The 25,891-nt window shown below is 58.5% G+C and carries 15 protein-coding genes and 8 pseudogenes; 13 read left to right on the top strand and 10 right to left on the bottom strand.

Annotated elements, in window-relative coordinates; translation table 11 throughout:
- Positions 1-105: 105 nt before the first annotated feature.
- The 8 genes and pseudogenes from CAter10_RS03370 to CAter10_RS03335 all read left to right on the top strand — a co-directional run bounded on the left by CAter10_RS03370 (position 106) and on the right by CAter10_RS03335 (position 10,468).
- On the top strand, positions 106-1,188 hold the full coding sequence (locus tag CAter10_RS03370) for a LacI family DNA-binding transcriptional regulator (protein ID WP_061532280.1): 1,083 nt from the start codon (positions 106-108) through the stop codon (positions 1,186-1,188).
- Positions 1,189-1,386: 198 nt separating this feature from the next.
- Positions 1,387-2,742, top strand: a complete 1,356-nt coding sequence (gudD, locus tag CAter10_RS03365; RefSeq protein ID WP_061532279.1) for a glucarate dehydratase — start codon at positions 1,387-1,389, stop codon at positions 2,740-2,742.
- A gap of 91 nt (positions 2,743-2,833) precedes the next feature.
- Positions 2,834-3,723, top strand: a pseudogene (locus CAter10_RS03360) (SMP-30/gluconolactonase/LRE family protein).
- Positions 3,720-4,505 carry an NAD-dependent epimerase/dehydratase family protein gene (locus CAter10_RS03355; protein ID WP_061532277.1) on the top strand — a complete coding sequence of 262 codons (786 nt, stop codon included), beginning with the start codon at positions 3,720-3,722 and terminating at the stop codon, positions 4,503-4,505. Before CAter10_RS03360 ends, CAter10_RS03355 begins: the two are co-directional and overlap by 4 nt.
- Before the next feature lie 145 nt (positions 4,506-4,650).
- Positions 4,651-5,451, top strand: coding sequence for an aldose epimerase family protein (locus CAter10_RS03350; RefSeq protein WP_082797774.1), 801 nt, complete (start codon positions 4,651-4,653; stop codon positions 5,449-5,451).
- A 49-nt stretch (positions 5,452-5,500) separates the two neighbouring features.
- Positions 5,501-6,778 carry an MFS transporter gene (locus tag CAter10_RS03345; RefSeq protein WP_061532275.1) on the top strand — a complete coding sequence of 426 codons (1,278 nt, stop codon included), beginning with the start codon at positions 5,501-5,503 and terminating at the stop codon, positions 6,776-6,778.
- Between the two features lie 22 nt (positions 6,779-6,800).
- Positions 6,801-9,271: pseudogene (locus CAter10_RS03340) on the top strand (glycoside hydrolase family 31 protein).
- Between the two features lie 16 nt (positions 9,272-9,287).
- Positions 9,288-10,468: pseudogene (locus CAter10_RS03335) on the top strand (porin).
- A 24-nt stretch (positions 10,469-10,492) separates the two neighbouring features.
- On the opposite strand, the pseudogene glcF reads toward CAter10_RS03335, so the two are convergent.
- From glcF to CAter10_RS03320, 3 genes and pseudogenes are all read right to left on the bottom strand, one after another.
- Positions 10,493-11,730 (bottom strand): annotated as a pseudogene (gene glcF, locus CAter10_RS03330) (glycolate oxidase subunit GlcF).
- A gap of 22 nt (positions 11,731-11,752) precedes the next feature.
- Positions 11,753-12,831: pseudogene (gene glcE, locus CAter10_RS03325) on the bottom strand (glycolate oxidase subunit GlcE).
- Between the two features lie 17 nt (positions 12,832-12,848).
- Positions 12,849-14,345, bottom strand: coding sequence for an FAD-linked oxidase C-terminal domain-containing protein (locus tag CAter10_RS03320; protein WP_061532274.1), 1,497 nt, complete (start codon positions 14,343-14,345; stop codon positions 12,849-12,851).
- On the opposite strand from CAter10_RS03320, the gene CAter10_RS23060 reads away from it, so the two are divergent.
- Entirely contained in the window at positions 14,344-14,526 is a 183-nt protein-coding gene (locus CAter10_RS23060; RefSeq protein ID WP_061532273.1) for a hypothetical protein, read from the top strand. The genes CAter10_RS03320 and CAter10_RS23060 overlap by 2 nt on opposite strands.
- Here CAter10_RS23060 and CAter10_RS03310 read toward each other — a convergent pair.
- Together CAter10_RS03310 and CAter10_RS03305 are read right to left on the bottom strand one after the other, a co-directional pair.
- The gene (locus tag CAter10_RS03310) at positions 14,513-15,400 is read right to left on the bottom strand and encodes a LysR substrate-binding domain-containing protein (protein WP_128083179.1); all 888 of its coding nucleotides are present in this window, start codon (positions 15,398-15,400) and stop codon (positions 14,513-14,515) included. The two genes, CAter10_RS23060 and CAter10_RS03310, sit on opposite strands and share 14 nt — an antisense overlap.
- Positions 15,401-15,451: 51 nt before the next feature.
- Positions 15,452-16,860: pseudogene (locus tag CAter10_RS03305) on the bottom strand (FAD-binding oxidoreductase).
- Positions 16,861-16,954: 94 nt separating this feature from the next.
- On the opposite strand from CAter10_RS03305, the pseudogene CAter10_RS03300 reads away from it, so the two are divergent.
- A pseudogene (locus CAter10_RS03300) lies at positions 16,955-17,511 on the top strand (cob(I)yrinic acid a,c-diamide adenosyltransferase).
- Positions 17,512-17,589: 78 nt separating this feature from the next.
- Here CAter10_RS03300 and folE2 read toward each other — a convergent pair.
- The 4 genes from folE2 to CAter10_RS03280 all read right to left on the bottom strand — a co-directional run bounded on the left by folE2 (position 17,590) and on the right by CAter10_RS03280 (position 21,589).
- Positions 17,590-18,393, bottom strand: a complete 804-nt coding sequence (gene folE2, locus CAter10_RS03295; protein WP_061532271.1) for a GTP cyclohydrolase FolE2 — start codon at positions 18,391-18,393, stop codon at positions 17,590-17,592.
- Positions 18,394-18,513: 120 nt separating this feature from the next.
- Positions 18,514-20,385: a 1-deoxy-D-xylulose-5-phosphate synthase gene (dxs, locus tag CAter10_RS03290; protein WP_061532270.1), complete on the bottom strand. Its 1,872-nt coding sequence runs from the start codon at positions 20,383-20,385 to the stop codon at positions 18,514-18,516.
- An 8-nt stretch (positions 20,386-20,393) separates the two neighbouring features.
- Complete coding sequence (locus tag CAter10_RS03285) at positions 20,394-21,326, bottom strand: polyprenyl synthetase family protein (protein ID WP_061532269.1); 933 nt, start codon at positions 21,324-21,326, stop codon at positions 20,394-20,396.
- A complete protein-coding gene (locus CAter10_RS03280) occupies positions 21,323-21,589 on the bottom strand; it encodes an exodeoxyribonuclease VII small subunit (RefSeq protein ID WP_061532268.1) in 267 nt (88 codons plus the stop codon). Before CAter10_RS03280 ends, CAter10_RS03285 begins: the two co-directional genes overlap by 4 nt.
- A 234-nt stretch (positions 21,590-21,823) precedes the next feature.
- Between CAter10_RS03280 and CAter10_RS03275 the strand changes: the two genes are divergently transcribed.
- The 3 genes and pseudogenes from CAter10_RS03275 to CAter10_RS03265 all read left to right on the top strand — a co-directional run bounded on the left by CAter10_RS03275 (position 21,824) and on the right by CAter10_RS03265 (position 24,917).
- Positions 21,824-22,927 carry an aromatic ring-hydroxylating oxygenase subunit alpha gene (locus CAter10_RS03275; protein ID WP_061532267.1) on the top strand — a complete coding sequence of 368 codons (1,104 nt, stop codon included), beginning with the start codon at positions 21,824-21,826 and terminating at the stop codon, positions 22,925-22,927.
- A 157-nt stretch (positions 22,928-23,084) separates the two neighbouring features.
- Positions 23,085-23,996: a DMT family transporter gene (locus CAter10_RS03270; protein WP_061532266.1), complete on the top strand. Its 912-nt coding sequence runs from the start codon at positions 23,085-23,087 to the stop codon at positions 23,994-23,996.
- A gap of 55 nt (positions 23,997-24,051) precedes the next feature.
- Positions 24,052-24,917 (top strand): annotated as a pseudogene (locus CAter10_RS03265) (sulfurtransferase).
- Between the two features lie 74 nt (positions 24,918-24,991).
- Here CAter10_RS03265 and CAter10_RS03260 read toward each other — a convergent pair.
- Positions 24,992-25,786 carry a ZIP family metal transporter gene (locus tag CAter10_RS03260; protein ID WP_061535148.1) on the bottom strand — a complete coding sequence of 265 codons (795 nt, stop codon included), beginning with the start codon at positions 25,784-25,786 and terminating at the stop codon, positions 24,992-24,994.
- Positions 25,787-25,891: the final 105 nt, after the last annotated feature.

The following is a 25,891-nucleotide window of genomic DNA, read 5'->3' as shown; positions in this document are numbered from 1 at the left end:
ATTCAGGCTGGATTGTAGCGGACTGGCCTCGCGCAATGCGACAAATTTGCATCACGAACCACAGGATGGTAACGGTATCATTTTTATTGATGTTAGAATTTCACCATGGAAAAAGAAACAAAAGAAACATTACTGGATGCAGTCGTCGCCGATGTCACCGCGCGCCGCAAGGGCGGCCGCAAAACCGGCGGTTTTACCTTGCGCGACGTCGCCAAGCTGGCTGGTGTGGCGCCGATCACCGCTTCGCGCGCATTGAACACGCCCGATGCAGTTTCCGCCAAGGTGCTGCAGAAAGTCCAGGCTGCCGTGCAGCAAACAGGCTACGTGCCAAACCTGCTGGCCGGCGCGCTGGCGTCGCAGAAAAGCCGCCTCGTGGCAGCGGTTGTACCTACCCTGTCTGGGCCGATGTTTCTGGAGACCGTGGAATCGCTGACAGATACCTTGGCTGCCGCCGGCTACCAGGTCATGCTGGGTCAGAGCGGCTACGAAAATTCACGCGAGGACGCCTTGCTCGACGCCATCATCGGCCGTCGGCCCGACGGCATCGTGCTGACCGGGATCAACCGATCCGCGCAAGCCCGACGGCGCTTGCTGGCGAGCGGCATTCCCGTGGTCGAAACCTGGGATCTGACGCCGACGCCGGTCGACATGCTGGTCGGTTTCTCCCATGAAAAGATCGGCATTGCAGTGGCCCAGTATCTGCACGCCGCAGGTCGCCGCCGGGTCGCTGCCATCGGCGCTAGCGACGATCGTAGCCGCCGCCGCGTCAGTGCCTTTTCAAAGGAAGCGGTGCGGCTCGGCATGGCGCCGGCACAAGCCAACGATATCCCATCCTGCGAAGTGGCCGCACCAACCACGCTTGGCCATGGCCGTAGCGCATTGCAAGGATTGCTGGCGCGTGCACCGGATATCGACGCCGTGTTTTGCAGCTCCGACATGCTGGCGCTTGGCGTCATGATTGAAGCCCAAGCCAGCGGCATTTCCATTCCAAAACAGCTGGCGGTGATCGGCTTGGGCGACCTGGCTTTTTCGCGCGACCTGCATCCACCGCTCACAACCGTGCGCATCGACGGCACCATTATCGGCAGCACTGCAGCCCGCTTCATCATCGCACGGTCCGAAGGAAAAAGCATCGCCGAACCAGTCTGCGATATCGGCTTCACCATCATAGAGCGCGCTAGCGTTTAAACATTCCTTTTACAAAAATAAGCATTGACACCTAAAAATGGGACCGCTACCATTTGTTTTGGTAGCGGTCCCATTTTGTGAAAATAAAGCAACTAGAACCATGCCAGGCACGCCAGGCGCAACCGCTCTACGGCAACCCGAGGCGAGTACCGGCAGCAGCACCCGATTCGATATCCACTTAGCCACAGGCAACCTTACATGACATCATCGAGCACGCAATTTCCGCTATCGAGCACTCCCCTCATCGTCGACATGCGCGTGGTGCCGGTCGCCGGACGCGACAGCATGTTGCTCAACCTGAGCGGTGCACACGGCCCCTACTTCACCCGCAACATCGTGATCCTTACCGACAGCGCCGGCAATACTGGCGTCGGCGAAGTGCCGGGCGGCGAACGCATCCGGCAAACGCTGGAAGATGCGCGCCCGCTGCTGCTGGGCAAAGCCATCGGCAACTACCAGGCCATCCTGAACAGCGCCCGCACCGCTTTCAGCGACCGCGATGCCGGCGGCCGCGGGCTGCAAACCTTTGACCTGCGCATCGCCATCCACGCTGTGACGGCGCTGGAAGCCGCCCTGCTCGACCTGCTGGGAAAATTCCTCGGCGTGCCAGTGGCCGCCTTGCTAGGCGAAGGCCAGCAGCGCGAGGCGGTGAAAATGCTCGGCTACCTGTTCTACATCGGCGACCGCAGCGCCACCGACCTGCCTTACGCCAACGAACTTGATGCCGAAGACGACTGGCTGCGCCTGCGCCACCAACCGGCGCTCGACGCGCAAGCGGTAGTCGCGCTGGCGGAAGCAGCCTATCAACGTTACGGCTTCAACGATTTCAAGCTCAAGGGCGGCGTGCTGCGCGGCGAAGATGAAATGGAAGCTGTGACCGCATTGGCGGAACGCTTTCCGCAAGCGCGCATCACACTCGATCCAAATGGCGGCTGGCTGCTCAAGGACGCGATCCGCCTGTGCCGCGACCAGCATTACGTGCTGGCCTATGCAGAAGACCCCTGCGGCGCCGAGAACGGTTTTTCCGGACGCGAAGTCATGGCCGAGTTCCGTCGCGCGACCGGCCTGCAAACCGCGACCAACATGATCGCCACCGATTGGCGCGAAATGGGCCACGCAATCCAGCTGCAATCGGTCGACATCCCGCTGGCCGACCCGCATTTCTGGACCATGCAAGGTTCGGTCCGAGTGGCGCAGATGTGCCATGAATGGGGCCTGACCTGGGGCTCACATTCCAACAATCATTTCGATATCTCGCTGGCGATGTTTACGCACGTGGCTGCGGCTGCGCCCGGCAGCATCACCGCCATCGATACCCATTGGATCTGGCAGGACGGCCAGCGCCTGACCAAGGAACCGCTGCAGATCGTCGGCGGCATGGTTGAGGTGCCCAAAGCACCCGGTCTCGGCATCGAACTCGACCTGGCAGAACTGGAGGCCGCGCATCAGCTGTATCGCAATATGGGACTGGGTGCGCGTGACGATGCCATTGCTATGCAATACCTGATCCCAGGCTGGAAATTCGACAACAAGAAGCCTTGCCTGCTGCGCTAGAACAGCGCGCGCGGCGACCAAGTTTTCAAGAAGCCAGCATCATATAGACCTGTATACCCAACCATCGCATGACCCGCAATGAGGTAGCACCATGATTCAGCAATTTGATTATCCAGTCCGCGTGATCTGCGACGAGGGTGCAATCGTCGGCGAGTCGCCGGTGTGGTCGCAACGTGAACAAGTCTTGTATTGGGTGGACATTCTGAAACCGGCGCTGTATCGCTTTGATCCGCTCTCCGGACAGCAACGCAGCTGGCCGGCGCCTGCCGCAATCGGCTCGATCAGCCTGGCAAAGAACGGCAAGATTGTCGCCGCATTGCGCAGCGGCTTTCATTGGTTTGATCCGGCTGACGCCAGCTGGACCCTGATTGCCCATCCGGAACCGCATATTTCGCACAATCGTCTCAACGACGGCAAGACCGGGCCGGACGGTGCGTTCTGGGCCGGCACCATGGACGACCGCGCCGACAAGCAAGCCTGCGCCTCGCTCTATCGGTTGGCGCCGGACGGCAGCGTCAGCGCCCACGGCAACGGACTGGTGGTGTCCAATGGTCTGGCATGGAGCCCTGACGGCCGCACCATGTATCACTCCGATTCGCGCCGGGCAGTGATCTATCGCTATGACTTCGATGTCGCCAGCGGCACGCTCGGCCGCGCGAAATATTCGTGCAGATGCAAGCGGAATGGGGCCGCCCCGACGGCGGCGCAGTCGACGTCGACGGCTGCTATTGGGGTTGCGGCATTACCGCCGGACGCATCAACAAATTTTCACCGCAAGGCGAATTGCTGGGTTATCTGCCACTGCCGGTAACGCGCCCAACCATGTGCGCCTTCGGCGGCAGCGACCTGAAAACGCTGTACGTCACATCACTTACCGAAAACATGAGCGCCGATGAACTGGCGCAGGAACCATTGGCCGGCGCACTGTTTGCAGTGAGCATGCCGGTGGCGGGTACACCTGTCGCGGAGTTCGGCATATGAAAACCATCGTGCTTACCGGCGCCGCCGGCAATATCGGCAAAGTCCTCAGACAGCAATGGTCGGATGGCCGTTATCAGTTGCGGCTCAATGACATAAAACCGCTCGGCCCGATGGCCGCACACGAAACCCTGCATGCCGGTGATCTGCGAGATGCGGCCTTTTGTTCAGAGCTGCTGGCAGGGGCAGACGCGGTGGTGCACATGGCAGGCATCGGCACCGATCTTGAACTTGATCTGCTGATCGAGCACAACCTGAAAGCCCTGCTCAGCGTGTATCAGGCTGCCCGTTCCCATACAGTGCGCGTCGTCTATCCAAGCTCCAATCACGCCATCGGCATGTATCCGGTGGAAACCGAAATCGACGAATACGCTGCAGTAAGACCGGACAGCCTGTACGGCATCAGCAAGGTCTGGGGCGAAGGCATCGCTCGGCTGTATTACGACAAGCACGGCGTCGAATCGGTTTGCCTGCGTATCGGTTCGTTCGAGACCGAACCATTCGAACGGCGCCATCTGCATACCTGGCTATCGCATCCCGACATGCAGCACCTGGTCGAATGCTGCATAGAAGCGCCGCAAGTCGGATTCCAGATCATGTACGGCGTGTCGGCCAATACGCGCCGCTGGTGGCAGCAGACTGACAATCCCATCGGCTATCAACCGCAAAGCAACGCAGAAGACTTTGCCGCGCGAATCGCAGATATTCCAAGCAGGGGAGGACCGTTAGCGGAACGGTTTCAGGGCGGCGGCTTCGCTGCCGTGGATTACTCCAACAATAAATGAAGACACTTCATCTCGCGCCGGAAATCGTGCTGAGCAAAGACGGCTGGCGGCTAACGCTCTCGCCGTCTGCCGGCGGACGAGTCACCTCATTGAGCTCGTCGCACGACGGCAAGGCGATGGACTGGATCGTGCCGATGGCGGAGCAATGTCGCCAGGATGGCTTCCCAGCTACCGTATGGCCAAAGCCGGCATCTATCCCTTGCTGCCGTTTTCCAACCGCATCCGCGCCGGAAAATTTTCCTGGGAAGGCCTGCAACTTGCGTTGCCGCTGCACCCCGGTGAACACCACGCTATGCACGGCTTTGGCCACACCGCAGAATGGAAACTATTGGATTGCGACGACAGCAGCGCGGAGATGCTGTACAGCCACCATGCTGGCGAACACGGCTGGCCATGGGCATTCGAGGCGAGACAAAAAATCGTACTGGATGCTGGCGCGCTCAGCATGAAACTCGAATTCCGCAATCTCAGCGACGACGCATTGCCGCCAATGCCGCTCGGCGCCGGTTTCCATCCTTACTTTCCACGCCGCTTCGCGCAGCATGTTGCCTTTGACGCCCTGCAGCTGTGGCATGCCGACGCCGAACATGTGGCAACCGGAGTTGATGAGATAACGGCGCAACACGACTATCGTTCCGCGCGCGCGATCGCAGCCGACGACGAGTTGACTCACTACTACGGCGGCTGGCAGCGACAAGCCAGCGTCGCAGACAAACAGGGTAATCGCATTGATATCTCGGCATCGCCGTCCGTATCGCATTTGGTACTGCATGCTCCGGCAATGCGCGATTATTTTTGTATTGAACCGGTAACGCATGTCGCCGACGCCTTCAACCTGGCGCAAGCCGGATTGTCAAACACCGGCCTTCAATGCCTTGCCCACGGCCACACATTCAGCTGCGACGTCAGGCTGGATTTTTTCGATGTAACTGCAATTCCGGAATAACCGTGGCGCCAGATTGGCGTTGCTTATAAAAACTAACCGAGACAAAAATATGAAACGTATCAAAGGTTTGCGCTGGTGGATTATTGCCCTCGTCTGTTTTGGCACCATTCTGAACTACATATCGCGCAATTCACTGGGCGTGCTGGCCGACACGCTGAAGCACGATCTGGATTTCACCACCAAGGAATACTCGTATGTGGTGGCGGCCTTCCAGGTCGCCTACACCATCATGCAACCGGTGTGCGGCTATATCATCGACTTTCTCGGTTTGAAAGTTGGTTTTGCCCTGTTTGCCGCCGCCTGGTCGGTGGTCGGCATGTTGCATGGCTTTGCCACCGGCTGGATGTCGCTGGCGTTCTTCCGCGGCTTGCTCGGCCTGACCGAGGCCGCCGCGATTCCGGCAGGGATCAAGGCCGTGTCGGAGTGGTTTCCAAAACAGGAACGTTCTGTTGCGGTAGGCTATTTCAACGCTGGCACCTCGATGGGCGCAGTGATTGCACCGGTACTTGTGGCCTGGTTGCTGTACAAGCACAGTTGGCAGGCAGCGTTTATCGTCACCGGGGCAATGGGCTTCATCTTCGCCGGCCTGTGGTTCTTCTTCTACCGAGCACCGAAAGACCACCCCAACCTGTCTGAGACAGAACGCGACTACATTCTCTCCGGCCAGGAAAGCATCGCCGAGAGCCAGGCGCACGCCAAGCCATCCATCAAGACCATCGTCAGCACGCGCCGCTTCTGGGGCATTGCAATCACCCGCTTCCTGGCGGAACCAGCCTGGCAAACCTTCAATTTCTGGATTCCTCTGTACTTCATTTCGGTGCGCGGCATGAATCTGAAAGAGTTCGCGATATTCGGCTGGATGCCATTCTTTGCCGCTGACATGGGCGGTATCCTGGGTGGCTACCTGTCGCCATTCATGATGAAGCATTTCAAGCTCAAACTGGTCAACTCGCGCATCGCCGGCATCGCTACCGGTGCGTTGCTGATGACCAGCGTCGGCTTCGTCGGCTACGTGCAGAGTCCGTACACGGCAATCGCCCTGTTCTGCATTGGCGGCTTCGCCCATCAAATGATTTCCGGCCTGGTCAACACCATGACTACCGATGTCTTCAACACCCGTGAAGTCGGCACGGCCAACGGTCTGACGGGCATGATCAGCTGGATTGGCGGCCTCTCGTTTTCACTGTTGATCGGACAATTGGCCGAATCGATCGGCTACACCCCGCTGTTTGCGGCTCTGGGCATGTTTGACGTGGTGGGAGCCACCATCCTGTTTCTGCTGTATCGCGGCTACAAGGACAACAGCGCCACAGTGGCCAGAACCTGAACCAAGCATCTTGGAGATTTGCATGTCAGTTAACCATATTCCCGCATTCCACCTGGCAGAAAAGAACGGTGCAACGCTGACGTTGAAGAGCGAAGAGGGCCATGTCGCCCATATCTTCGTGCTTGAACAGGACATCATCCGCGTCATGGTGCTGCCAGACGCGCAGCTGCATTTTCCGCGCACCTGGGCAATCGCTCCCGGCACCCAGCAGCTACCGCTGGAAGGCCGTGAGCGCCTGTCGCTTGCGGGCTTTTCTCTGCCCGACTACACCCTCAGGAACCTGTCCGGCGCCTGCAGATACAAACCGAGAAAATCCGCCTGACGGTGCAGTTGAAAGGCTTGTTCTGCGCCTGGGAAACTCGCCCCGTCGACGAATGGAAGGAGCTGGCGCGAGACCGCAGCACACAAGCCGTCAACTTCGGCTACTGGGATGACAAGGTCTATCACTATCTGAAACGCGACGCTCAGGATGAGATGTATTTCGGCCTCGGCGAACGCAGTGGCGACACCAACCGCCATGGTCGCAGCTACTCGCTGAAAACCATCGACGCGATGGGGTACAACGCCAGCAGCACCGATGCCCTGTACAAGCACATTCCGTTCTATGTCACCTGGAGCAAGCGCCAGCAAGCCGCCTTCGGCCTGTTTTACGACACCCTGTCTGAAGGCAAGCTCGACATGGGCTGCGAACTGGACAACTATCACGGCCATTACCGTTACTTCGTCGCCGAACATGGCGACCTGGACTACTACTTCATCGCCGGCGACAGCATGGAACAGGTGGTGCGACGCTATACCTGGATGACTGGCAAGCCAGCATTCACGCCGAGATGGGGCCTCGGCTATTCCGGTTCGACCATGACGTATACCGACGAGCCGAACGCACAGGAAAAGATGAATGAATTCCTGGCCAACTGCGAGCAGCACGACATGCTTTGTGAATCATTTCACCTGTCGTCCGGCTACACCTCGATTGGCAGCAAGCGCTACGTCTTCAACTGGAACCGCGATAAGTTTCCCGACCCCAAGGCCTTTGCCCAACACTACCTGGATCACGGCATACGCCTGTGTGCCAACATCAAACCCTGCCTGTTGCAGGATCACCCACGCTTCAGCGAAGCCGAAAGCCTGAACCTGTTCATCAAGAACCAGGATGGCAAACCGGAAATGGTGCAGTTCTGGGATGAGGTTGGCGCGTATCTGGATTTCACCAACCCCGACACCATCGTCTGGTGGAAGCGCGCCGTCACTACTTCGCTGCTGGAATACGGCATCACCAGCACCTGGAACGACAACAATGAATTCCAGGTATTGAATCCGCAAGCCACCGCCAACGGCTTCGGCCAGCGCTTCAAGGCGGTCGAAGCCAAGGGCTTGCAAACCCTGCTGATGATGGCGGCCTCGCAGGAAGCGCAGACCGAGTTTACCCCTGAAAAACGGCCTTATCTGGTATCGCGCTCGGGCGCCGCAGGCATGCAACGCTATGTGCAAACCTGGTCAGGCGACAACTACACCTCGTGGCAGACGCTCAAATACAACATCAAGATGGGATTGGGCCTGGCCATGTCCGGCATCTCCAACACCGGGCACGATGTCGGCGGCTTCAGCGGTCCGGCGCCGAGCCCGGAGTTGCTGTTGCGCTGGGTGCAGTTCGGCATCTTCATGCCGCGCTTTTCGATCCATTCCTGGAACGACGACAAGACCGTCAACGAAGCTTGGATGTATCCCGAAATTACCGGCGCAATCCGCAACCTGCTCAAGTTGCGCGCTTGCCTGACGCCCTACTTCTACGATCTGTTGTGGCGCTATCACCAGCATTACGAGCCGATGATCAGGCCAACTTTCCTGGCCTTTCCAAACGATCCGAAATGCTTTGTCGAAAACGACGACATGCTGGTCGGCACAAGTCTTCTGTTGGCAGCGGTGGTTGAACCAAACCAGACCAGTCGCAACGTCTATCTTCCCGCCGGCGCCGACTGGTACGACTTCTGGAGCGGTGCCCATCACCGGGGCGGGCAGGAGATCGTATTGCCTGCAGTGGGCGAGCAACCGCCGTTGCTGGCACGCGCAGGCAGCGCCATCGCCATCAACGTCGCTGAACAGCACTTCAACCAGGCGGCGCATCAACAAGGCTTCATGGTGTTCCCGCATCAGCAGGATGGCGCTTTTGAAACAGAATTCTTCGACGATGACGGCGACAGCAATGCCTACCTGGACGGCAAGAGCAGCATGTGGAAAATCCAGGTCCAGAGCAATGCTGAAACGTTGGACATCGATCTGGAATGCACCGGCATCCAGCCGGCATCCGACCTGGTGACGTTGCTGCTGCCGCAACATGAAACACGCCAGGTCGTACTCAGCGTTGCCGCCATCCTGGGCGACGCCATCGTCAATCAACGCCGTGAAATCCAGTTGAAAATCAAGCTGCAAGCCGATCCGAAGCCATCCATCAAGCAAAAGATCGTCAGCATTCTTAAGCGTTTTAATCAATAAAACCCAAGGGGGAGACATGAAAAACACAACACTCAAATTATTACTGGCAACCACCTCGCTGACTGGCGCCGCATATAGCCAGGCGCAAACCAGCGTCACGATTTACGGTACCGCCGATGCAGCGATTGTTTACTCAAGCAATCAACGCGGCAATTCAAACACCTATATGAACAGCGGCAATCTGAATGCCAGCAAGCTTGGCTTCACCGGCGGCGAAGATCTGGGTGGCGGCAGCAAGGCGATTTTCACGTTGGAGCAAGGTTTCAGCCTCAACAATGGCGCCCAGAGCGACGCCACCAAAGCCTTTAATCGCCAAGCCTTTGTCGGCTTGAGCGATGCTCGCTACGGCACATTTACACTCGGTCGCCAGTACACGCCGTACTGGCGCTATGTCGGCGGCCTCGGCCCAACCGGCGTGCTGACTGGCGCCACCGGCGCACATCCTGGCGATCTCGATGGACTCGACACCACCATTCGCATCAACAATTCGCTGGTGTATGCGACGCCGGTAATCGGCGGCTTCCAGGCTAGCGCCCTGTACGGTTTCGGCGAAAATGCCGGCGCCGTCAGCGCCGGTAATTCCACCAGCGCAGCGCTGCGCTATGACTACAATGCCATGAGCATGGCCATCGGCTATGTAAAACTGAACAACAACAATCTCAAGGCTTTGCCCAATGGGATCCGAACGTCACCTCGGGCAGCTATGCGCAATCGCCAGTGAATGCCGGCTATGCTTCGGCAAAATCAGTGCAGATGATCGCCGCCGCGGCACGCTACAACGCCACGGCGAATCTGATGTTGGGCTTGAATTTTTCCAATGTGCAGATGGCACCGGGAGCCCTGTCGCTGTTCACGCATCAGGCCACCTTCAACACCGCAGGCGTGATTTCGACCTACAAGCTGACGTCGGCGGTAACTCTTGCGGCCGGCTATAGCTACACGCGCGAATCGGCGGCAAACGGCATCAGCGATCCGGCACGTTACCAGCAGATTTCCCTGGAGCAGACTTACGACTTCTCCAAGCGGACCGCACTGTATTTCCTGGAGGCCTATCAAAAGGCGCGCGGCCAGACCCTGGGCGCCAACGGCGTGACGCCGGTCAATGCGGTCGCTGTGGTGGGCGATTCGCAAAACGGTTCGCCGTCGTCCAACGGCAAACAATTTGTTGCCGCCGTTGGTATCCGTCATCAGTTCTAGTCGAATACGGGATCAGGCCGCTTGTCAGGATGAAAGCCCCTGATCCAGCAACTCTATCCAATGCCAGACCGGCGTCTGGGTGCCTGACTGCAAATGCGTCAGGCAACCGATATTCGCCGAGACGATCATGTCCGGCTTGGTCGCCTGTAGTTTGTCGAGCTTATTATCGCGCAGACGATACGATAATTCCGGCTGCAATACCGAATAGGTGCCAGCCGAACCGCAGCACAAATGACTATCCGCACAAGTCTGCACATCAATGCCGACGCTGCGCAGCAGACCTTCTACCTTGCCGCGAATCTGCTGGCCGTGCTGCAGGGTGCAAGGAGGATGATAAGCCACCCGTTCAGGAAATTTCCCCTTCAATTTTGCTGCAACTCGCTCTCGAATGCCGGCAGGATTTCACACAGATCCTTGGTCAAGGCAGAAATGGCCTTGGCCTTCACCGCATAAACCGGATCGCGTGCCAACAGATGGCCGTACTCCTTGACCGTGGCGCCGCAACCGGAGGCTGTCATGACGATTGCTTCCACACCCTGGCCGTTGCTGCCGATGACATACGGCCACCAAGCGTCGATATTGCGCCGCATGTCGTCCAAGCCGCCGTCCTGATCGTTCAGGTGATAGCGAATCGCACCGCAGCAGCCGGCCTTGGGCGCCACCAGCAATTGCACGCCGAGTGCATCAAACACCCGCGCCGCAGCGCGATTGATGTTGGGCGACATCGCCGGTTGCACGCAGCCGTCAAGCACCAACATCTTGCGCGCATGCTGGTTCTGCGGCAGTACGCCGGTATCCTGTTTTTCGGGAATCTTGTTCTTTAGCTTCTGCGGTAACAGCGGACGCAACAATTGGCCGGCCGCCATCGCGGGCTTGAACAGCCATGGACGCGGCAGGAATTCTTTCAGCACCTTGCGAGCCACTTGTTGCATGACCGGACGCGGCACTTGATCGTCCACAACTTGACGGCCGATATCGAGCAACCGGCCATATTCAACACCGGATGGGCAAGTCGATTCACAATTGCGGCAAGTGAGGCAGCGATCGAGATGCAACTGAGTCTTGGCGGTCGCCGCAGTCCCCTCCAACACTTGCTTGATCAGGTAAATGCGCCCGCGTGGACCGTCCAGCTCATCGCCCAGCAACTGGTAGGTCGGGCAGGTGGCAGTGCAGAATCCGCAATGCACGCAGGCGCGCAGAATCGCGTCGGCTTCCTTGCCCTGACGGGTGTTCTTGATGAAATCGGCTAGATTGGTTTGCATGGATGGCTGCGTGATGAAATGGCTAGAAGTCCGGATACATGCGACCGATATTAAAGATTGCCGCCGGATCGAAACTGGCTTTCAGGCGTCGATGAATCTGTTCTACCGCAGGAGCAAGCGGGTGAAACACGCCGACATTTTTATCGCCGCCGCGGTACAGGGTTGCATGACCGCCTGCGGCGGCAGCCGTCGTCCGAATCAACTCTGCATCGTCATCGGCAAACAGCCAGCGCTGTGCCCCACCCCATTCAAGTAAGGTGTCACCCGACAGGGCCAGCGGCTCGGCGGTCGATGGCAACGCCAGGCGCCACAGTGCCTTGTTTGCGCTGGATGTCGCAAAGAAGCAGTGCGTTTGTTCGCGCACGGCATGCCAAAATTCATCGGCGTCGACAACCGCCTCACCGCCCAGATTTTTCCCCGCTGCGCTGACCGCGGCTTGCGCACCCGACAAACGCACTGTCAGCATGCATCCTGCCAGCAGCTGGCAGCAATCGGCAACGGCAAGCCACCCCATTGATTCAGGCAACGGATCGCATCGGCTTGGGAAAGCTCAAAGCGCCGGCTGCTGCTGGCGATCGGCCGCGGCAATACTTTCACCGACATCTCAAGGATCAAACCCAATGTGCCAAGCGAACCCGCCAACAAGCGCGACACATCGTAGCCGGCGACATTCTTCATGACCTGGCCGCCGAAGTGCAGGACGTCGCCCTTGCCATCCATCAGCACGGCGCCGAGCACGAAGTCGCGCAGCGCGCCGACCGCTTGCCGCGAAGGGCCGGATAACCCGCTGGCCAGCATGCCGCCGAGCGTGGCGCCGCTACCGAAATGCGGCGGCTCGAACGGCAGCATCTGGTTGCGCTGCGCCAGCAGGGCCTCGATCTCGGCCAGCGGTGTGCCGCAACGCGCAGTAATCACCAACTCGGTCGGCTCGTAATCGATGATGCCGTTATAATCGCGCGTATCGAGCAGTTCGCCTTGTACCTGCTGGCCATACCAAGCCTTGCTACCGCTGCCGCGAATTTCCAGCGGACGATGCGCAGCGCCGGCCGCAAGAATTTGCGCCTTAGCCTGTTCCCTGAAAAGCTGTGCGTCCATAGTCATTATTCTGTGTCTGTCGGTTAGAAGCGAGGCAGCTCTGCAAACTTCAACTGCCCACGCTGTACGTGCATCTTGCCGTACTCTGCGCAGCGCTGCAAAGTCGGAATCGCCTTGTCGGGATTGAGCAGGAACGCCGTATCGAAAGCGCGCTTGACGTTGAAGAACGCCTCGCGCTCGAGCGGCGAGAACTGCACGCACATCGAATTGATTTTTTCGATGCCGACGCCGTGTTCGCCGGTAATGGTGCCGCCAACAGCGACGCATAATTCCAGAATTTCGGCGCCGAATTCCTCGGCACGATGAAATTCCCCCGGCAGGTTGGCATCGAACAGGATCAACGGATGCAGGTTACCGTCACCAGCGTGAAATACATTAGCGCAACGCAAGCCGTACTTGGCTTCCATCTGCTCGATACCGAGCAGCACTTGCGCCAGGTTCTTGCGCGGAATGGTGCCATCCATGCAGTAATAGTCGGGAGAGATACGGCCGGCAGCTGGAAACGCATTCTTGCGACCGGACCAGAACCGTAGCCGCTCCGCTTCCGACGTGGAGACTTCGATACGGGTGGCACCGCTGGCGTTCAACACCGCGCTCATGCGGCCGATTTCTTCTTCGACCTCTTCCGTGGTGCCATCCGATTCACACAACAGGATGGCGGCGGCATCGATGTCGTAGCCGGCCTTGACGAAAGGTTCGACCATGCGAGAACTGGTGCGGTCCATCATCTCCAGTCCAGCCGGAATAATGCCGGCGGCGATAACGTTGGCGACCGCATTGCCACTCTTCACGACATCATCGAACGACGCCATGATGACTCTTGCCGCCTGCGGTTTCGGAATCAATTTGACCGTCACTTCGGTGACCACACCCAGCATCCCTTCCGATCCGATGAACACGGCCAGCAGATCCAGGCCGGGTGCATCCAGCGCTTCACTGCCGAGTTCGACGACCTCGCCATCGATGGTCACCATCCTTACGCGCAGCACGTTATGCACAGTCAATCCGTACTTCAGGCAATGCACGCCGCCGGAATTCTCGGCGACGTTGCCGCCGATGGTGCAGGCGATCTGCGACGACGGGTCCGGCGCGTAATACAAGCCATGCGCTGCAGCCGCTTCGGAAATGGCAAGATTGCGCACACCAGGCTGCACCACGGCAGTCCGTGCATACGGATCGAGCTTGACGATGCGAGTAAATTTGGCGGTCGACAGCACCACGCCATCGGCGATCGGCAAGGCGCCGCCCGACAGGCCGGTGCCGGCGCCGCGCGGCACCAGCGGCACCTTCAGGTCGCGGCAGGTTTTGAGGATAGCAATCACTTGCGCTTCGTTTTCCGGCAGCGCCACGACCATAGGCATTTGCCGGTAGGCGGCCAGGCCGTCGCATTCGTAGGGCCGGGTGTCTTCGCTATTTGACAACAAGGCATGTTCCGGCAACAGCGCCCGCAACGCGGCGACTACCTGTTGTTGACGAGCAGGACTGAAAGTGGTTTCAGCTGCTGAAGCGAGCGAGTTCATGCTGTTTTCCTATTTGTTGACGCTCTTCAGAGCGATCTATATCTCCGCCAATGAGTATAACGATTTTGCGTTTTTTACAGGATGTTTTCCGCCACCTCAGCTGCTGAAAAACTTGCACCCTGCAGGTGAAATGTTTTCAGGCAGTTGGCAGCGCCCGCCCAAGAAAGTCAGATACGGCTGAAGGTCTGCTTCATCCAATCGATGAACGTCGTCACTTCCGGCCGTTCCTGCGGCTTTTGCTGGTACACCAGGTAATAGGCGTGCGGCGGCGACGTCAGGCTGATATCGAACAACTGCACCAATTCTCCCTGCTCAATCATCTGCTGGGCGAAATGCTTGCGAGTCAGGCCGACGCCGTGACCGTGTCGCACCAGTTCCAGCAACAAACCAAGGTCGTCCGCGCGCAGGCCGGAGGACGGTTCCGGCCAATCCAGTCCGGCGGCCTGGAACCACGGCTGCCAAGGCTCCAGCGCCGAGCGCAGCAAGGTCGCCTTGCGCAGGTCGGCAGGCTTGTCGAGGGGGCCGATTTTCTTCAGGTATTGCGGACTGGTGACAGCAAAGGTCGGTTCTTCGAATAATTTTTCGGTAGTGGTGTTGGGATAGTTGCCAGCGCCGAAACGTACTTCCAGATCGCTCTCGGTCAGGCTCAGGTCGTACAGCGGCACCGACAGGAAAATCTCGACCACGATGTCAGGATAGCGATGGACGAAATCGTCCAGACGTGGAATCAGTAAATTGCGTGCGAATGTCGGCGGCGCGGTCAGCTTGACGCGCGGCTGCACCTGGGCGTTGCGTTGCGGCAGTGGGAATTCAGTCAGGGTGCGCAAGGCACTGCGCACCACATCCAGATAGCGATGGCCGAATTCCGACAGGGCCACCGTGCGCCCCTCGCGTGAAAACAAACGCTCGCCAACAAAATCCTCCAGCAGGCGGATGCGGTGCGACAGCGCCGACGGTGTGATGCAAAGTTCGTCCGCCGCCAGCGCAAACGAGTGATGGCGCGCAGCGGCTTCGAATGCCGACAAGGCATGCACTGGCGGCAGGCGATTGACCAAGGGAGTTTTATTCGACATTTTTTCTTGGCGGGTTGATCAGGCTCGGGCAGTTTACCAGCGGATTATTTTTCCAGGATTCATGATGTTCTTCGGATCGAATGCATGCTTGAGCACGCGCATGGTGGCAATCGCTTCCTCCCGTGCTCCTCCACCAGGAAATCGATCTTGTGCAACCCGACCCCATGTTCGCCGGTGCAGGTGCCGTCCATGGCGATGGCGCGGCTGACCATGCGCGCATTGACGCCTTCGGCGCGGGCAATGTCGGCTGGACTATCGGGATCGACCAGCATCTGCGTATGGAAATTTCCGTCGCCGACATGGCCAATGATCGAATACACGAGGCCGTTCGCTTCACAATCTGCCTTGGTGTCGAGAATGCATTCCGCCAGCCGCGAAATCGGCACGCAGCAATCGGTAGAAATGGCGCGGCTGCCTGGACGCAACTGCAGCAAAGCGAAATATGCATCGTGACGCGCTGCCCACAAGCGCGAACGATCTTCCGGCCGGGTTGCCCATTCGAAGCCGATAGCACGATGCTCTGCCACCACTTCCTGCACCAGCTCGGCCTGCTCCTTGACGCCATTCTCGCTGCCATGGAATTCAAACAGCAACAGCGGTTGCTCGGGCAGTGCCAGTTTGGAGTGCGCGTTGATCGCACGCACGCCGTTTTCATCCAACAGTTCAACCCGGGCCAGCGGCACGCCAAGCTGGATCGCCTGGATCACGGCGTTGACAGCATCGGCTATCGTTTCAAACGAACAGACTGCAGCAGAAATCGCTTCTGGTTGGGGATACAGCTTAACGGTGACTTCAGTAATGATGCCGAGCGTGCCTTCGCTGCCGACAAAGATACGGGTCAGATCGTAGCCTGCCGAAGATTTTTTGGCGCGTGTGCCGGTCTTGATGACGCGGCCATCGGCAGTCACCACCGTCAGCGCCAGTGTGTTCTCGCGCATGCTGCCATAACGCACGGCATTGGTTCCTGAGGCACGGGTGGCGGCCATGCCGCCGATCGAGGCATCGGCGCCGGGATCGATGGGAAAGAACAGGCCGCTGTCCTTGATTTCGTGATTCAACTGCTTGCGAGTGACACCGGTTTGCACAGTTGCCGTCAGGTCTTCAGCATGGATCGCCAGCATCCGGTTCATGCGCGACAAGTCGATCGAAATGCCGCCTTGCAGTGCCAGCACATGACCTTCCAGCGAAGTGCCGCTGCCGAACGGAATCACCGGCACCTGATACTCGCTGCACAGCTTGACCAGCGCCGCGACATCTTCGGTCGACTCGGCAAACACCACCGCATCGGGTGGCATCGGATCGTAGGAAGAAGCATCGCGACCATGGTGCTCGCGCATCGCCATGGTGGTCGAGAAACGTTCACCAAACAAGGTTTTGAGGGTTGCAATCAGGTCGTCAGGCAATGGCTTCCTGGTTGTGGCGAAATCAGCTATATGATTCATTGACATGCTCCTTTGTCATGATTTTACTCCGCAGCGGCGACTGGTGCTGGTGTAAAGTACCAGCATTCTGAATTCACATGAAGCGGGCAACAACATGGGTAACCGACTTTCAAAAATTGCGACACGCACCGGCGACAACGGCAGTACTGGCCTCGGCGATGGCAGCAGGACCGCAAGGACAGCTTGCGTATCCAGGCCATCGGCGATGTCGACGAGCTGAATTCACAACTTGGGCTTCTGTTGTGCAACAAGCTGGATCCGGTGATGCGTGCTGAATTGCTGGCGATACAACATGCGTTGTTCGATCTCGGCGGCGAACTTTGCATTCCAGGCTATGCCCTGATTACCGAAGCGCAAGTGATGCAACTGGATCAACTGCTGGAGAAATACAATGCCGACCTGCCGCCGCTGAAGGAATTCATCCTGCCCGGCGGCAGCCATTCAGCGGCGCTGGCGCATGTCTGCCGTACTGTCTGTCGGCGCGCAGAGCGCAGCATTGTCAGCCTGGGCCGGGAAGAAACGGTGCATGAGGCGGTGCGGCAGTATGTGAACCGCTTGTCCGATCTGCTGTTCGTGCTGTCGCGCGTGCTGAACCGCGCGGACGGTGGTAGCGATGTGCTGTGGCAAAAAGACGGCGCACCCGAACAATAAAAAACGGGCCGACTGTGCAGCACTTGAAGTGCAACATCAGCCGGCCCGCAATGCGGCAAATGCCGTTGTTTGTAACGCTTATTTGCTACGTTTGTCGTGTTCGATCAGCGCATACGCCGAGTGATTATGGATCGACTCAAAGTTCTCGGCTTCCAGCACATACGCCAGCACGCGCGGCTCGTTGTTCAAGGCTACAGCCACGTCGCGCACCAGGTCTTCGACAAATTTCGGATTCTCGTAAGCGCGCTCGGTCACATATTTTTCATCCGGACGCTTCAGCAAACCAAACAGTTCGCACGATGCCTGCGCTTCGATGCTGGCAATCAGTTCGTCGACCAGTATCTCACCATCCAGCACGGCATTGACGGTAATGTGCGACCGCTGGTTGTGTGCGCCGTAAGCGGAAATCTGCTTCGAGCATGGGCACAGGCTAGTCACCGGCACCAACACTTTCAACGTCACTTCCAGCACGCCATTGTTGATTTCACCGGTGAGGCCGACTTCGTAATCCATCAAGCTCTGCACGCCGGACACAGGAGCGGTCTTGTTGACGAAATACGGGAAGGTCAGTTCGATGCGGCCGCGCTCGGCGTCCAGCAATGTCACCATCTTACGCATCAGATCGCCGAACGAAGTCACGTCGAGCGGCCCGTCCAACCCCTCCAGCAGTGCGATAAAACGCGACATGTGCGTGCCTTTCTGCTGTTCCGGCAGATGCACATACATGTTCCAGCTGCCGATGGTCGGCTGCGCCTTGCCAGCCGTACGAACCGTCACCGGATAGCGCACGCCCTTGACGCCGACACGCTGTATCGCAATGTGGCGGGTATCGACGCTGCTTTGCACGTCTGGAATCGTCAGGTTGTTGTCACGAGTATTCATGAAATGCTGAGCCTTAGAGTGAAAGAACGTAGGGTGGGCACATCGTGCCCACGCGGACGCCAATTGGCTGCTACCGCGTGGGCATTGCATGCCCACCCTACTGTATTGATTTTGCTTCTATTAATTTTGGTTAACGACTAGGCGCGGCTGATCTTTGCCAAAGCGCTGACGTATCGAAGCTGCGATGCCTTCGGCATTCAGGCCGCACTGCGCCAACAGCAGGTTGGCGTCGCCATGATCGATAAATCGGTCCGGCAGGCCGAGATTCAAGAGCGGCTTGACACATCCTGCGGCAGCCAATGCTTCCGCCACGGCGGCGCCGGCGCCGCCCATGATGCAACCTTCTTCCACCGTAACCAGCGCATCGTGGCTGGCGGCCAGTTCCAGCACCAGCTCGACGTCCAGCGGCTTGATGAAACGCATGTTGACCACCGTGGCGTCCAGCAATTCGCCGGCGGCAATGCTAGGCGCCAGCAGCGAGCCGAAGGCCAGGATCGCAACATTGTGACCTTTGCGCTTGATCTCCCCCTTACCCAGCGGCAGAACCGTCAGCGCCGGATCAACAGCCGCGCCGGTGCCGCTGCCGCGCGGATAACGCACTGCGGCCGGGCCGTTATACTGATAAGCGGTAGTCAGCATCTGCCGGCATTCGTTCTCGTCGGAGGCGGCCATCACCACCATGTTCGGAATGCAACGCAGGTAGGCCATGTCGTAATTGCCGGCATGGGTTGCGCCATCCGCACCAACCAGGCCGGAACGATCAAGCGCAAACGTCACGTCCAGGTTTTGCAGCGCTACGTCATGGATCAACTGATCGTAGGCACGCTGCAGAAAGGTCGAGTAAATTGCCACCACCGGTTTCAGGCCTTCGCAAGCCAGGCCGGCGGCGAAGGTGACTGCATGCTGCTCGGCGATGCCGACGTCGTAGAAGCGTTGCGGAAAACGCTTGGCGAACGTATCCAGGCCGGAGCCGCCGGACATCGCCGGCGTGATGCCGATCAATTTATCGTCCTGCGCCGCCGTGTCGCACAGCCAGTCACCAAACACCTGGGTGTAAGTCATCTTGCTGACGGCGGCCGGTTTGATGCCTTCCGCCGGATTGAACTTGCCCGGGCCGTGATACAGCACTGGATCGGCTTCCGCCAGCTTGTAACCCTGGCCCTTCTTGGTCACCACGTGCAGAAATTGTGGGCCTTTCAGGTTCTTCAGGTTTTGCAGCGTCGGGATCAGCGATTCCAGATCATGACCGTCTATCGGACCGATGTAATTGAAACCGAATTCTTCAAACATGGTGGCAGGCACTACCATGCCTTTGGCGTGTTCTTCAAAACGCTTGGCCAGCTGTCGCATCGGCGCCGGCAGGATCGACTTGCCGACATTCTTGGCCTGCGCGTAGAACTGCCCCGACATCAGGCGCGCCAGGTAGCGGTTCAAAGCGCCCACCGGCGGCGAGATCGACATATCGTTGTCGTTCAGGATCACCAGCATGTTGATGTCGTCATAGACGCCGGCGTTGTTCATGGCTTCGAACACCATGCCTGCGGTCATCGCGCCATCGCCGATCACGGCAATCGCGTGGCGGTCGGTCTCGCCCTTGGTCTTGGCGGCCAGGGCCATGCCCAGCACGGCCGAGATCGACGTCGACGAGTGGGCGGTGCCGAAGGTGTCGTATTCACTTTCGCTACGGCGCGGAAAACCGGAAATGCCGTCGAGCTGACGCAGTGTATTCATGCGATCGCGGCGACCGGTCAGTATCTTGTGCGGATAGGTTTGATGGCCGACGTCCCAGACGATCCGGTCTTCCGGCGTGTTGAACACGTAATGCAGCGCAATCGTCAGTTCCACCGTGCCCAGGTTGGACGACAGATGGCCGCCGGTCTGCGATACGGATTCGATGACGAATTCGCGCAGCTCGTCGGCTAACGGTATGAGTTGCGCCCGTGTCAGTTTTCGCAAATCTGCCGGGCTGTCTATTGTATTGAGAATTTCCATATGCCCTACTAAGCTTTCCGCTGCACGATCAGATCCGCCAGCTCGCGCAAGCGTCGTGCCTTGTCACCAAAGATCGCAAGCGCCTCGTGGGCGTCGTTGCGCAATTTTTCCGCCAGCGCCTGCGATTCCGGCAAACCCAGGATCGAAACGTAAGTCGGCTTGTTGTCGGCGGCGTCCTTGCCCGCGGTTTTACCCAGCGTAGCAGAATCCGCGGTCGCATCAAGGATATCGTCGACTACCTGGAACGCCAGGCCGATGGCCGCGCCATAGGCTTCCAACGCGGCGACTTCTTCTTGCGACAACACCTTGCCGCTCCAGGCGCCAAGCAAGACCGACGCGCGCAGCAAGGCGCCGGTTTTCAATTTGTGCATCTGTTCCAGCTCTGCCAGCGACAGATTCAGGCCGACGCTGGCCAGGTCGATGGCTTGCCCGCCGCACATGCCGAGCGAACCGGACGCCAGCGCCAGCAAGCGCAGCATGACGATCTGGCGCGCCGCGTCGATGCCCTCATCAGCAGCAGCCAGCACCACGAATGCCTGAGCCTGCAGGGCATCGCCGACCAGCAAGGCAGTCGCTTCGTCGTATTGCACGTGCACTGTCGGCTTGCCGCGGCGCAAGGCGTCGTCATCCATGCAGGGCATATCGTCGTGGACCAGCGAATAGGCGTGAATCATTTCAACCGCCGCGGCAGCGCGTTGCACGACAGCAGCTGGCGCCGAAAATAGTTCCCCCGCGGCAAATGCCAGCAATGGCCGCACTCGTTTGCCGCCATCCAGTGCCGCATAGCGCATGGCCTGGTGGAGCTTCGCTGGTGTCGTTGTTTCCGTTGGCAGGAAACGACCCAGGGCAGACTCCATGTCGGCCTGCACCTGCCGCATCCATTCAGCGAAAGGCTGCACTTGGTCTTGCCCCTGCTTGGTTAGCTGAACAGCCGCCGTCATTCGTCGGCTCCGCTGCTGTGGTCTTTAAGAGCTTCGCCGGCGAACGGCTTGAGCATGTCGCCTTCCAGTACCTTGACCTGGCTGTCGACCTTGTCGAGTTGCAAAGAGCAAAACTTGACCAGCTCCGATCCTCGTTTATAGGCAGCGACAGAGGCTTCCAGCGGCAACTCGCCAGCTTCCATCTGGGCAACCAGTTGCTCCAGTTCGGCCATTGCCTGCTCGAACGAAGCCGGAGTGCTGGTGGAAATCGGATTTTTTGGCATAGTGGATGTAAATAGTTTAGTCCGCTATTTTAGAGCAAACATGTGTAACTCGTTGAATTTCGAGCAGTAAATCTGGATAAATAGGCTATCAGCAGCCCAAAACAGCGCCCTTTTCCGAATTTTTATGGGATAATCCCCGGTTCTGTCCAAAATTTCCGTTTCATATTATTTGAACACAGGTTTTTGCGGATTCTTTCTCTCTTAGGTTGATACAACACATTTGGGGGTGGAGGGATGTCCGATCTGGCTTCTATTACCAAGCTCGCGCGCTCCGATGCGCAACTTCCAGTCAACGTCTATTTTGACGAAGCGCTTTTAAAGCGCGAAATCCAGCAACTCTTCCAGGATGGTCCACGCTATGTCGGCCATGAACTGATGGTGCCCAACGTCGGCGATTACGCCACGCTCGCATCCGAAGCGGAAGGGCGCATGCTGGTACGCAATCCCCAGGGGATTGAGTTGATTTCCAACGTCTGCCGCCATCGCCAGGCCAAGATGTTCGATGGCCGCGGCAATGCCCGCAACATCGTCTGCCCGCTGCACCGCTGGACGTATGACTTGAAAGGCGAATTGATCGGCGCACCGCATTTCGGTGAGACGCCGTGCATGAACCTGGCCAAGACACCGCTGCAAAGCTGGAATGGCCTGCTGTTCGAGCAGAACGCTTTCCATGTCGGCGAAAAACTGGCGCAGCTCGGCGTTGCCAAGGACCTGGATTTCAGCGGCTATCTGTTCGACCACGTCGAAGTGCATGAGTGCGACTACAACTGGAAGACCTTCATTGAGGTCTACCTGGAGGACTATCACGTCGAGCCGTTCCACCCAGGCTTGGGCAGCTTCGTCAGCTGCGACGACCTGCAATGGCAATTTGGCAAGGACTATAGCGTGCAGACAGTTGGCGTCAACCACGGATTGGCAAAATCCGGTTCGCCAACCTACCGCAAGTGGCAGGAACAGGTTCTCAAATTCAACAATGGCCAGGCACCGAAATTCGGCGCGATCTGGCTGACGCTGTACCCGAACATCATGGTCGAGTGGTATCCGCACGTCTTGGTGGTATCGACGCTGTGGCCGCGCGGCCCGCAGAAGACCACCAACGTGGTCGAATTCTATTATCCGGAAGAGATTGCATTATTTGAGCGCGAAATGGTGGAAGCGGAACGCGCCGCCTACATGGAAACCTGCGTCGAAGATGACGAAATTGCACTGCGCATGGATGCCGGACGACGCATCCTGATGGAGCGCGGCGTCAGCGAAGTAGGTCCTTACCAATCGCCAATGGAAGACGGCATGCAGCACTTCCACGAGTGGTATCGCAATCAGGCCGGCCTACTGTAACACTGCATGCAATCGCCGTACTTGGGCCGGGGTTGATTCGCTTGATCAAGCGAATCAACCCCGGCCTTTTTCATTATTTGCGACACAAAACAGGCAACGCCCGTGGAATCGGTCAGAATAACGGATTCGCTGCTAACAGGCCCTCGCCCCTCATTTCATGCAATCCCTCTGGATGCTCCTCGCCAGCCTCATGTTTTCTATCATGGGTGTCTGCGTCAAACTCGCCTCCGATCATTATTCCATCTGGGAAATTGTCCTCAGCCGCGGCCTGATCGGCATGCTGTTCATCATCGCCCTGATCCTTGTCAAGGGCGGCACACTGAAGACGCCGATGCCGCGCCAGCACGTGTGGCGCGGAGTGATCGGCGTGATTGCACTGTCGCTTTGGTTCTATTCGTTCAGCCTGCTGCCGGTCGCTACCGCCACTACCCTCAACTACACTTCCTCGATCTGGCTGGCGGCAATATTGTTCGGCGCCGCCTGGTGGCGCGGCAATACCCGCTTCGATTGGGGCATGGCCGCCACCATCCTGATCAGTTTCATCGGCGTGATGTTGCTGCTGCAACCTTCATTCGATCAGAACCAAACCCTGGGCGGTTTGATTGCACTGGCGTCCGGCCTGATCTCGGCAGTTGCCTACCTGCAGGTGCGTCACCTGGGAAAGCTGGGCGAGCCGGAATATCGGGTCGTCTTTTATTTTTCGACAACCAGCGCGATTGCCGGCCTGGTCTGCTGCTTACTGCTGCCCGGCGGCGGCATACCGTTCTGGCATGCACACAACGTGCAAGGCGTAGCGTTGCTGGTCACCCTGAGCCTGTCGGCCACCCTGGCGCAGATGGCCATGACGCGCGCGTATCGGCTCGGCAATCCGCTACTGACAGCCAACCTGCAATACACCGGCATCGTCTTTTCCAGCGTCTGGGGGATTCTCATTTGGCAAGATCAGCTCGGCTGGCGCGGCTGGACGGGCACGGCGGTAATCCTTGTCGGCGGTTTGCTGGCAACGTTTTATAATCAAAGGCAGGCGCGTCCACAGACGCCGCTGCGGGCGGAGAAACCACTCGTCTAGTGCGGTTTTCCACGCTATCGCAGCATCTGATCAACCTACAAACAAGAGGAAAGCCATGACCCAAGCACATCCCTTCAAGACGCTGATTTCGGCAGCCAATCTGTTGCCGAACGCGCACAACCCGAATTGGGTCATCGTCGATTGCCGCCATGATTTGATGGATCCGGGCGCGGGCCGGGCGGCGTATGCCGCCGGCCACATTGCCGGAGCCCGTTTTGCCAACCTGGACCGCGACCTGTCCGGCGCCAAACAAGCAGCCGACGGCAGCTTCAAAGGCCGCCATCCGCTGCCCGAAAAGGACGCGCTGGTGGCAACGCTACGCAGTTGGGGCATCAGCGACGACACGCAAGTCGTGGCCTACGACGCCACGGCGGCATGTATGCCGCGCGCCTTTGGTGGCTGTTGCGCTGGATCGGCCACGATTCGGTAGCCGTACTGGACGGCGGCCTCGCCGCCTGGCAGGCTGAGGGACAAACTCTGACCACGGCCGAGCCGACACCAACACCCGGCAACATCAGCGCCAAGGCGCCGCTGACCAGCAGCGTCGATGCCCATGACGTGCTGATCAACCTGACCAGCCCAAGACGGACCGTGATCGACGCCCGCGCACCGGATCGCTTTCGCGGCGAAAATGAAACCATCGATCCGGTCGGCGGCCATATTCCCGGCGCCAAGAACCGCTTCTTCAAGGACAACCTGCAAGCTGACGGCCGTTTCAAGTCGGGGCATCAATTGCATGAGGAATTCGGCGCCCTGATCAGCGAGCCGCAAGCGGCAGTCATGCAATGCGGTTCAGGCGTGACAGCTTGCCACAACCTGCTGGCGCTGGAAATCGCCGGCCTGCACGGTGCAGCGCTCTATCCGGGCTCATGGAGCGAATGGTGTTCGGACCCAACGCGGCCGATGGCCAAAGGTGCCTGAACGGCGTTGTGGCGTATAGCGCGAGCAGAACTTCCTGCTTGCACTATGCGTTATGCCGTGGCTAACGCCGGGATTTAATGATGATGTGCGTGGCGGGTCAGGAACAGCACAATCGCCACCCCGGCTCCAATCAGCAGTATCTGCGGAATGGTTTCGCGCAACGTGGCGCGGCGCTGCATCTGCGGCATCAGGTCGCTGACTGCGATATAGATGAATCCCGATGAAGCAAACACCAGCACGTAGGGAATCCATTCCATGCCGCGCTCCAGCGTAAAGTAACCCAGCAAGCCGCCGGCCACCGCCATCAGGCTGCAGATCAGGTTATACACATAGGCACGCGTACGCGAAAAGCCGGCATTCAGCAGCACGATGAAGTCGCCGATTTCCTGCGGGATTTCATGCACGATGATCGCCAGGCCGGTAATCAAACCCAGATGAGGATCGGCCAGGAAGGCTGCGGCGATCAGGATCCCGTCGGTGAAATTATGCAGGCCATCGCCGACCAGGATCATCCAGCCGGCCTTGCCCGCTTCTTTCTTGTCATGTCCGTGATGATGCCCATGCCCATCTTCTTCGTGATGATGGGAGTGGCGCAGGATGGCAAATTTTTCCAGCACGAAGAAAGCCAGCAAACCGCCCAGCAGCACTGCGAACAGCGTATGGCTGTCCGCATTCGATTCGAACGCCTCCGGCAGCGCGTGTAATAGTGACGTCGCCAGCATGATGCCGACCGACAAACTGACCATGCGCTCAACCATCTTGGACAGCAAAGCGAACGAGAAAATAGCAGCGGCGGTAATACTGAAGAGGCCGGCGATTGTAGTCGCCAGGAGAATTGAAACAAGTGTGGAATTAATTTTTGGCCCCAGCAAACAGATGTTAGATGCAACAATGTTGCAAATTAAAGCACACCTGCTGCAATTGGGCAAATTTTACTTTTGGCAGCAGCGAACTCACGCGCCGCCTTCAGGGGC

It is taken from the genome of Collimonas arenae, from assembly GCF_001584165.1.
Classification (GTDB): Bacteria; Pseudomonadota; Gammaproteobacteria; order Burkholderiales; family Burkholderiaceae_D; genus Collimonas; species Collimonas arenae.
Note: the sequence above shows the minus strand (reverse complement) of the source record. Positions and strands in the feature narration are given on the sequence as shown.

Excerpts from the sequence above, each read along its gene's own strand:
- CAter10_RS03370 (WP_061532280.1), top strand. The coding sequence starts at position 106 with ATGGAAAAAGAAACAAAAGAAACATTACTGGATGCAGTCGTCGCCGAT.
- gudD (WP_061532279.1), top strand. The coding sequence starts at position 1,387 with ATGACATCATCGAGCACGCAATTTCCGCTATCGAGCACTCCCCTCATC.
- CAter10_RS03355 (WP_061532277.1), top strand. The coding sequence starts at position 3,720 with ATGAAAACCATCGTGCTTACCGGCGCCGCCGGCAATATCGGCAAAGTC.
- CAter10_RS03350 (WP_082797774.1), top strand. The coding sequence starts at position 4,651 with ATGTCGCCAGGATGGCTTCCCAGCTACCGTATGGCCAAAGCCGGCATC.
- CAter10_RS03345 (WP_061532275.1), top strand. The coding sequence starts at position 5,501 with ATGAAACGTATCAAAGGTTTGCGCTGGTGGATTATTGCCCTCGTCTGT.
- CAter10_RS23060 (WP_061532273.1), top strand. The coding sequence starts at position 14,344 with ATGCTGTTTTCCTATTTGTTGACGCTCTTCAGAGCGATCTATATCTCC.
- CAter10_RS03320 (WP_061532274.1), bottom strand. The coding sequence starts at position 14,345 with ATGAACTCGCTCGCTTCAGCAGCTGAAACCACTTTCAGTCCTGCTCGT.
- folE2 (WP_061532271.1), bottom strand. The coding sequence starts at position 18,393 with ATGAATACTCGTGACAACAACCTGACGATTCCAGACGTGCAAAGCAGC.
- dxs (WP_061532270.1), bottom strand. The coding sequence starts at position 20,385 with ATGGAAATTCTCAATACAATAGACAGCCCGGCAGATTTGCGAAAACTG.
- CAter10_RS03285 (WP_061532269.1), bottom strand. The coding sequence starts at position 21,326 with ATGACGGCGGCTGTTCAGCTAACCAAGCAGGGGCAAGACCAAGTGCAG.
- CAter10_RS03280 (WP_061532268.1), bottom strand. The coding sequence starts at position 21,589 with ATGCCAAAAAATCCGATTTCCACCAGCACTCCGGCTTCGTTCGAGCAG.
- CAter10_RS03275 (WP_061532267.1), top strand. The coding sequence starts at position 21,824 with ATGTCCGATCTGGCTTCTATTACCAAGCTCGCGCGCTCCGATGCGCAA.
- CAter10_RS03270 (WP_061532266.1), top strand. The coding sequence starts at position 23,085 with ATGCAATCCCTCTGGATGCTCCTCGCCAGCCTCATGTTTTCTATCATG.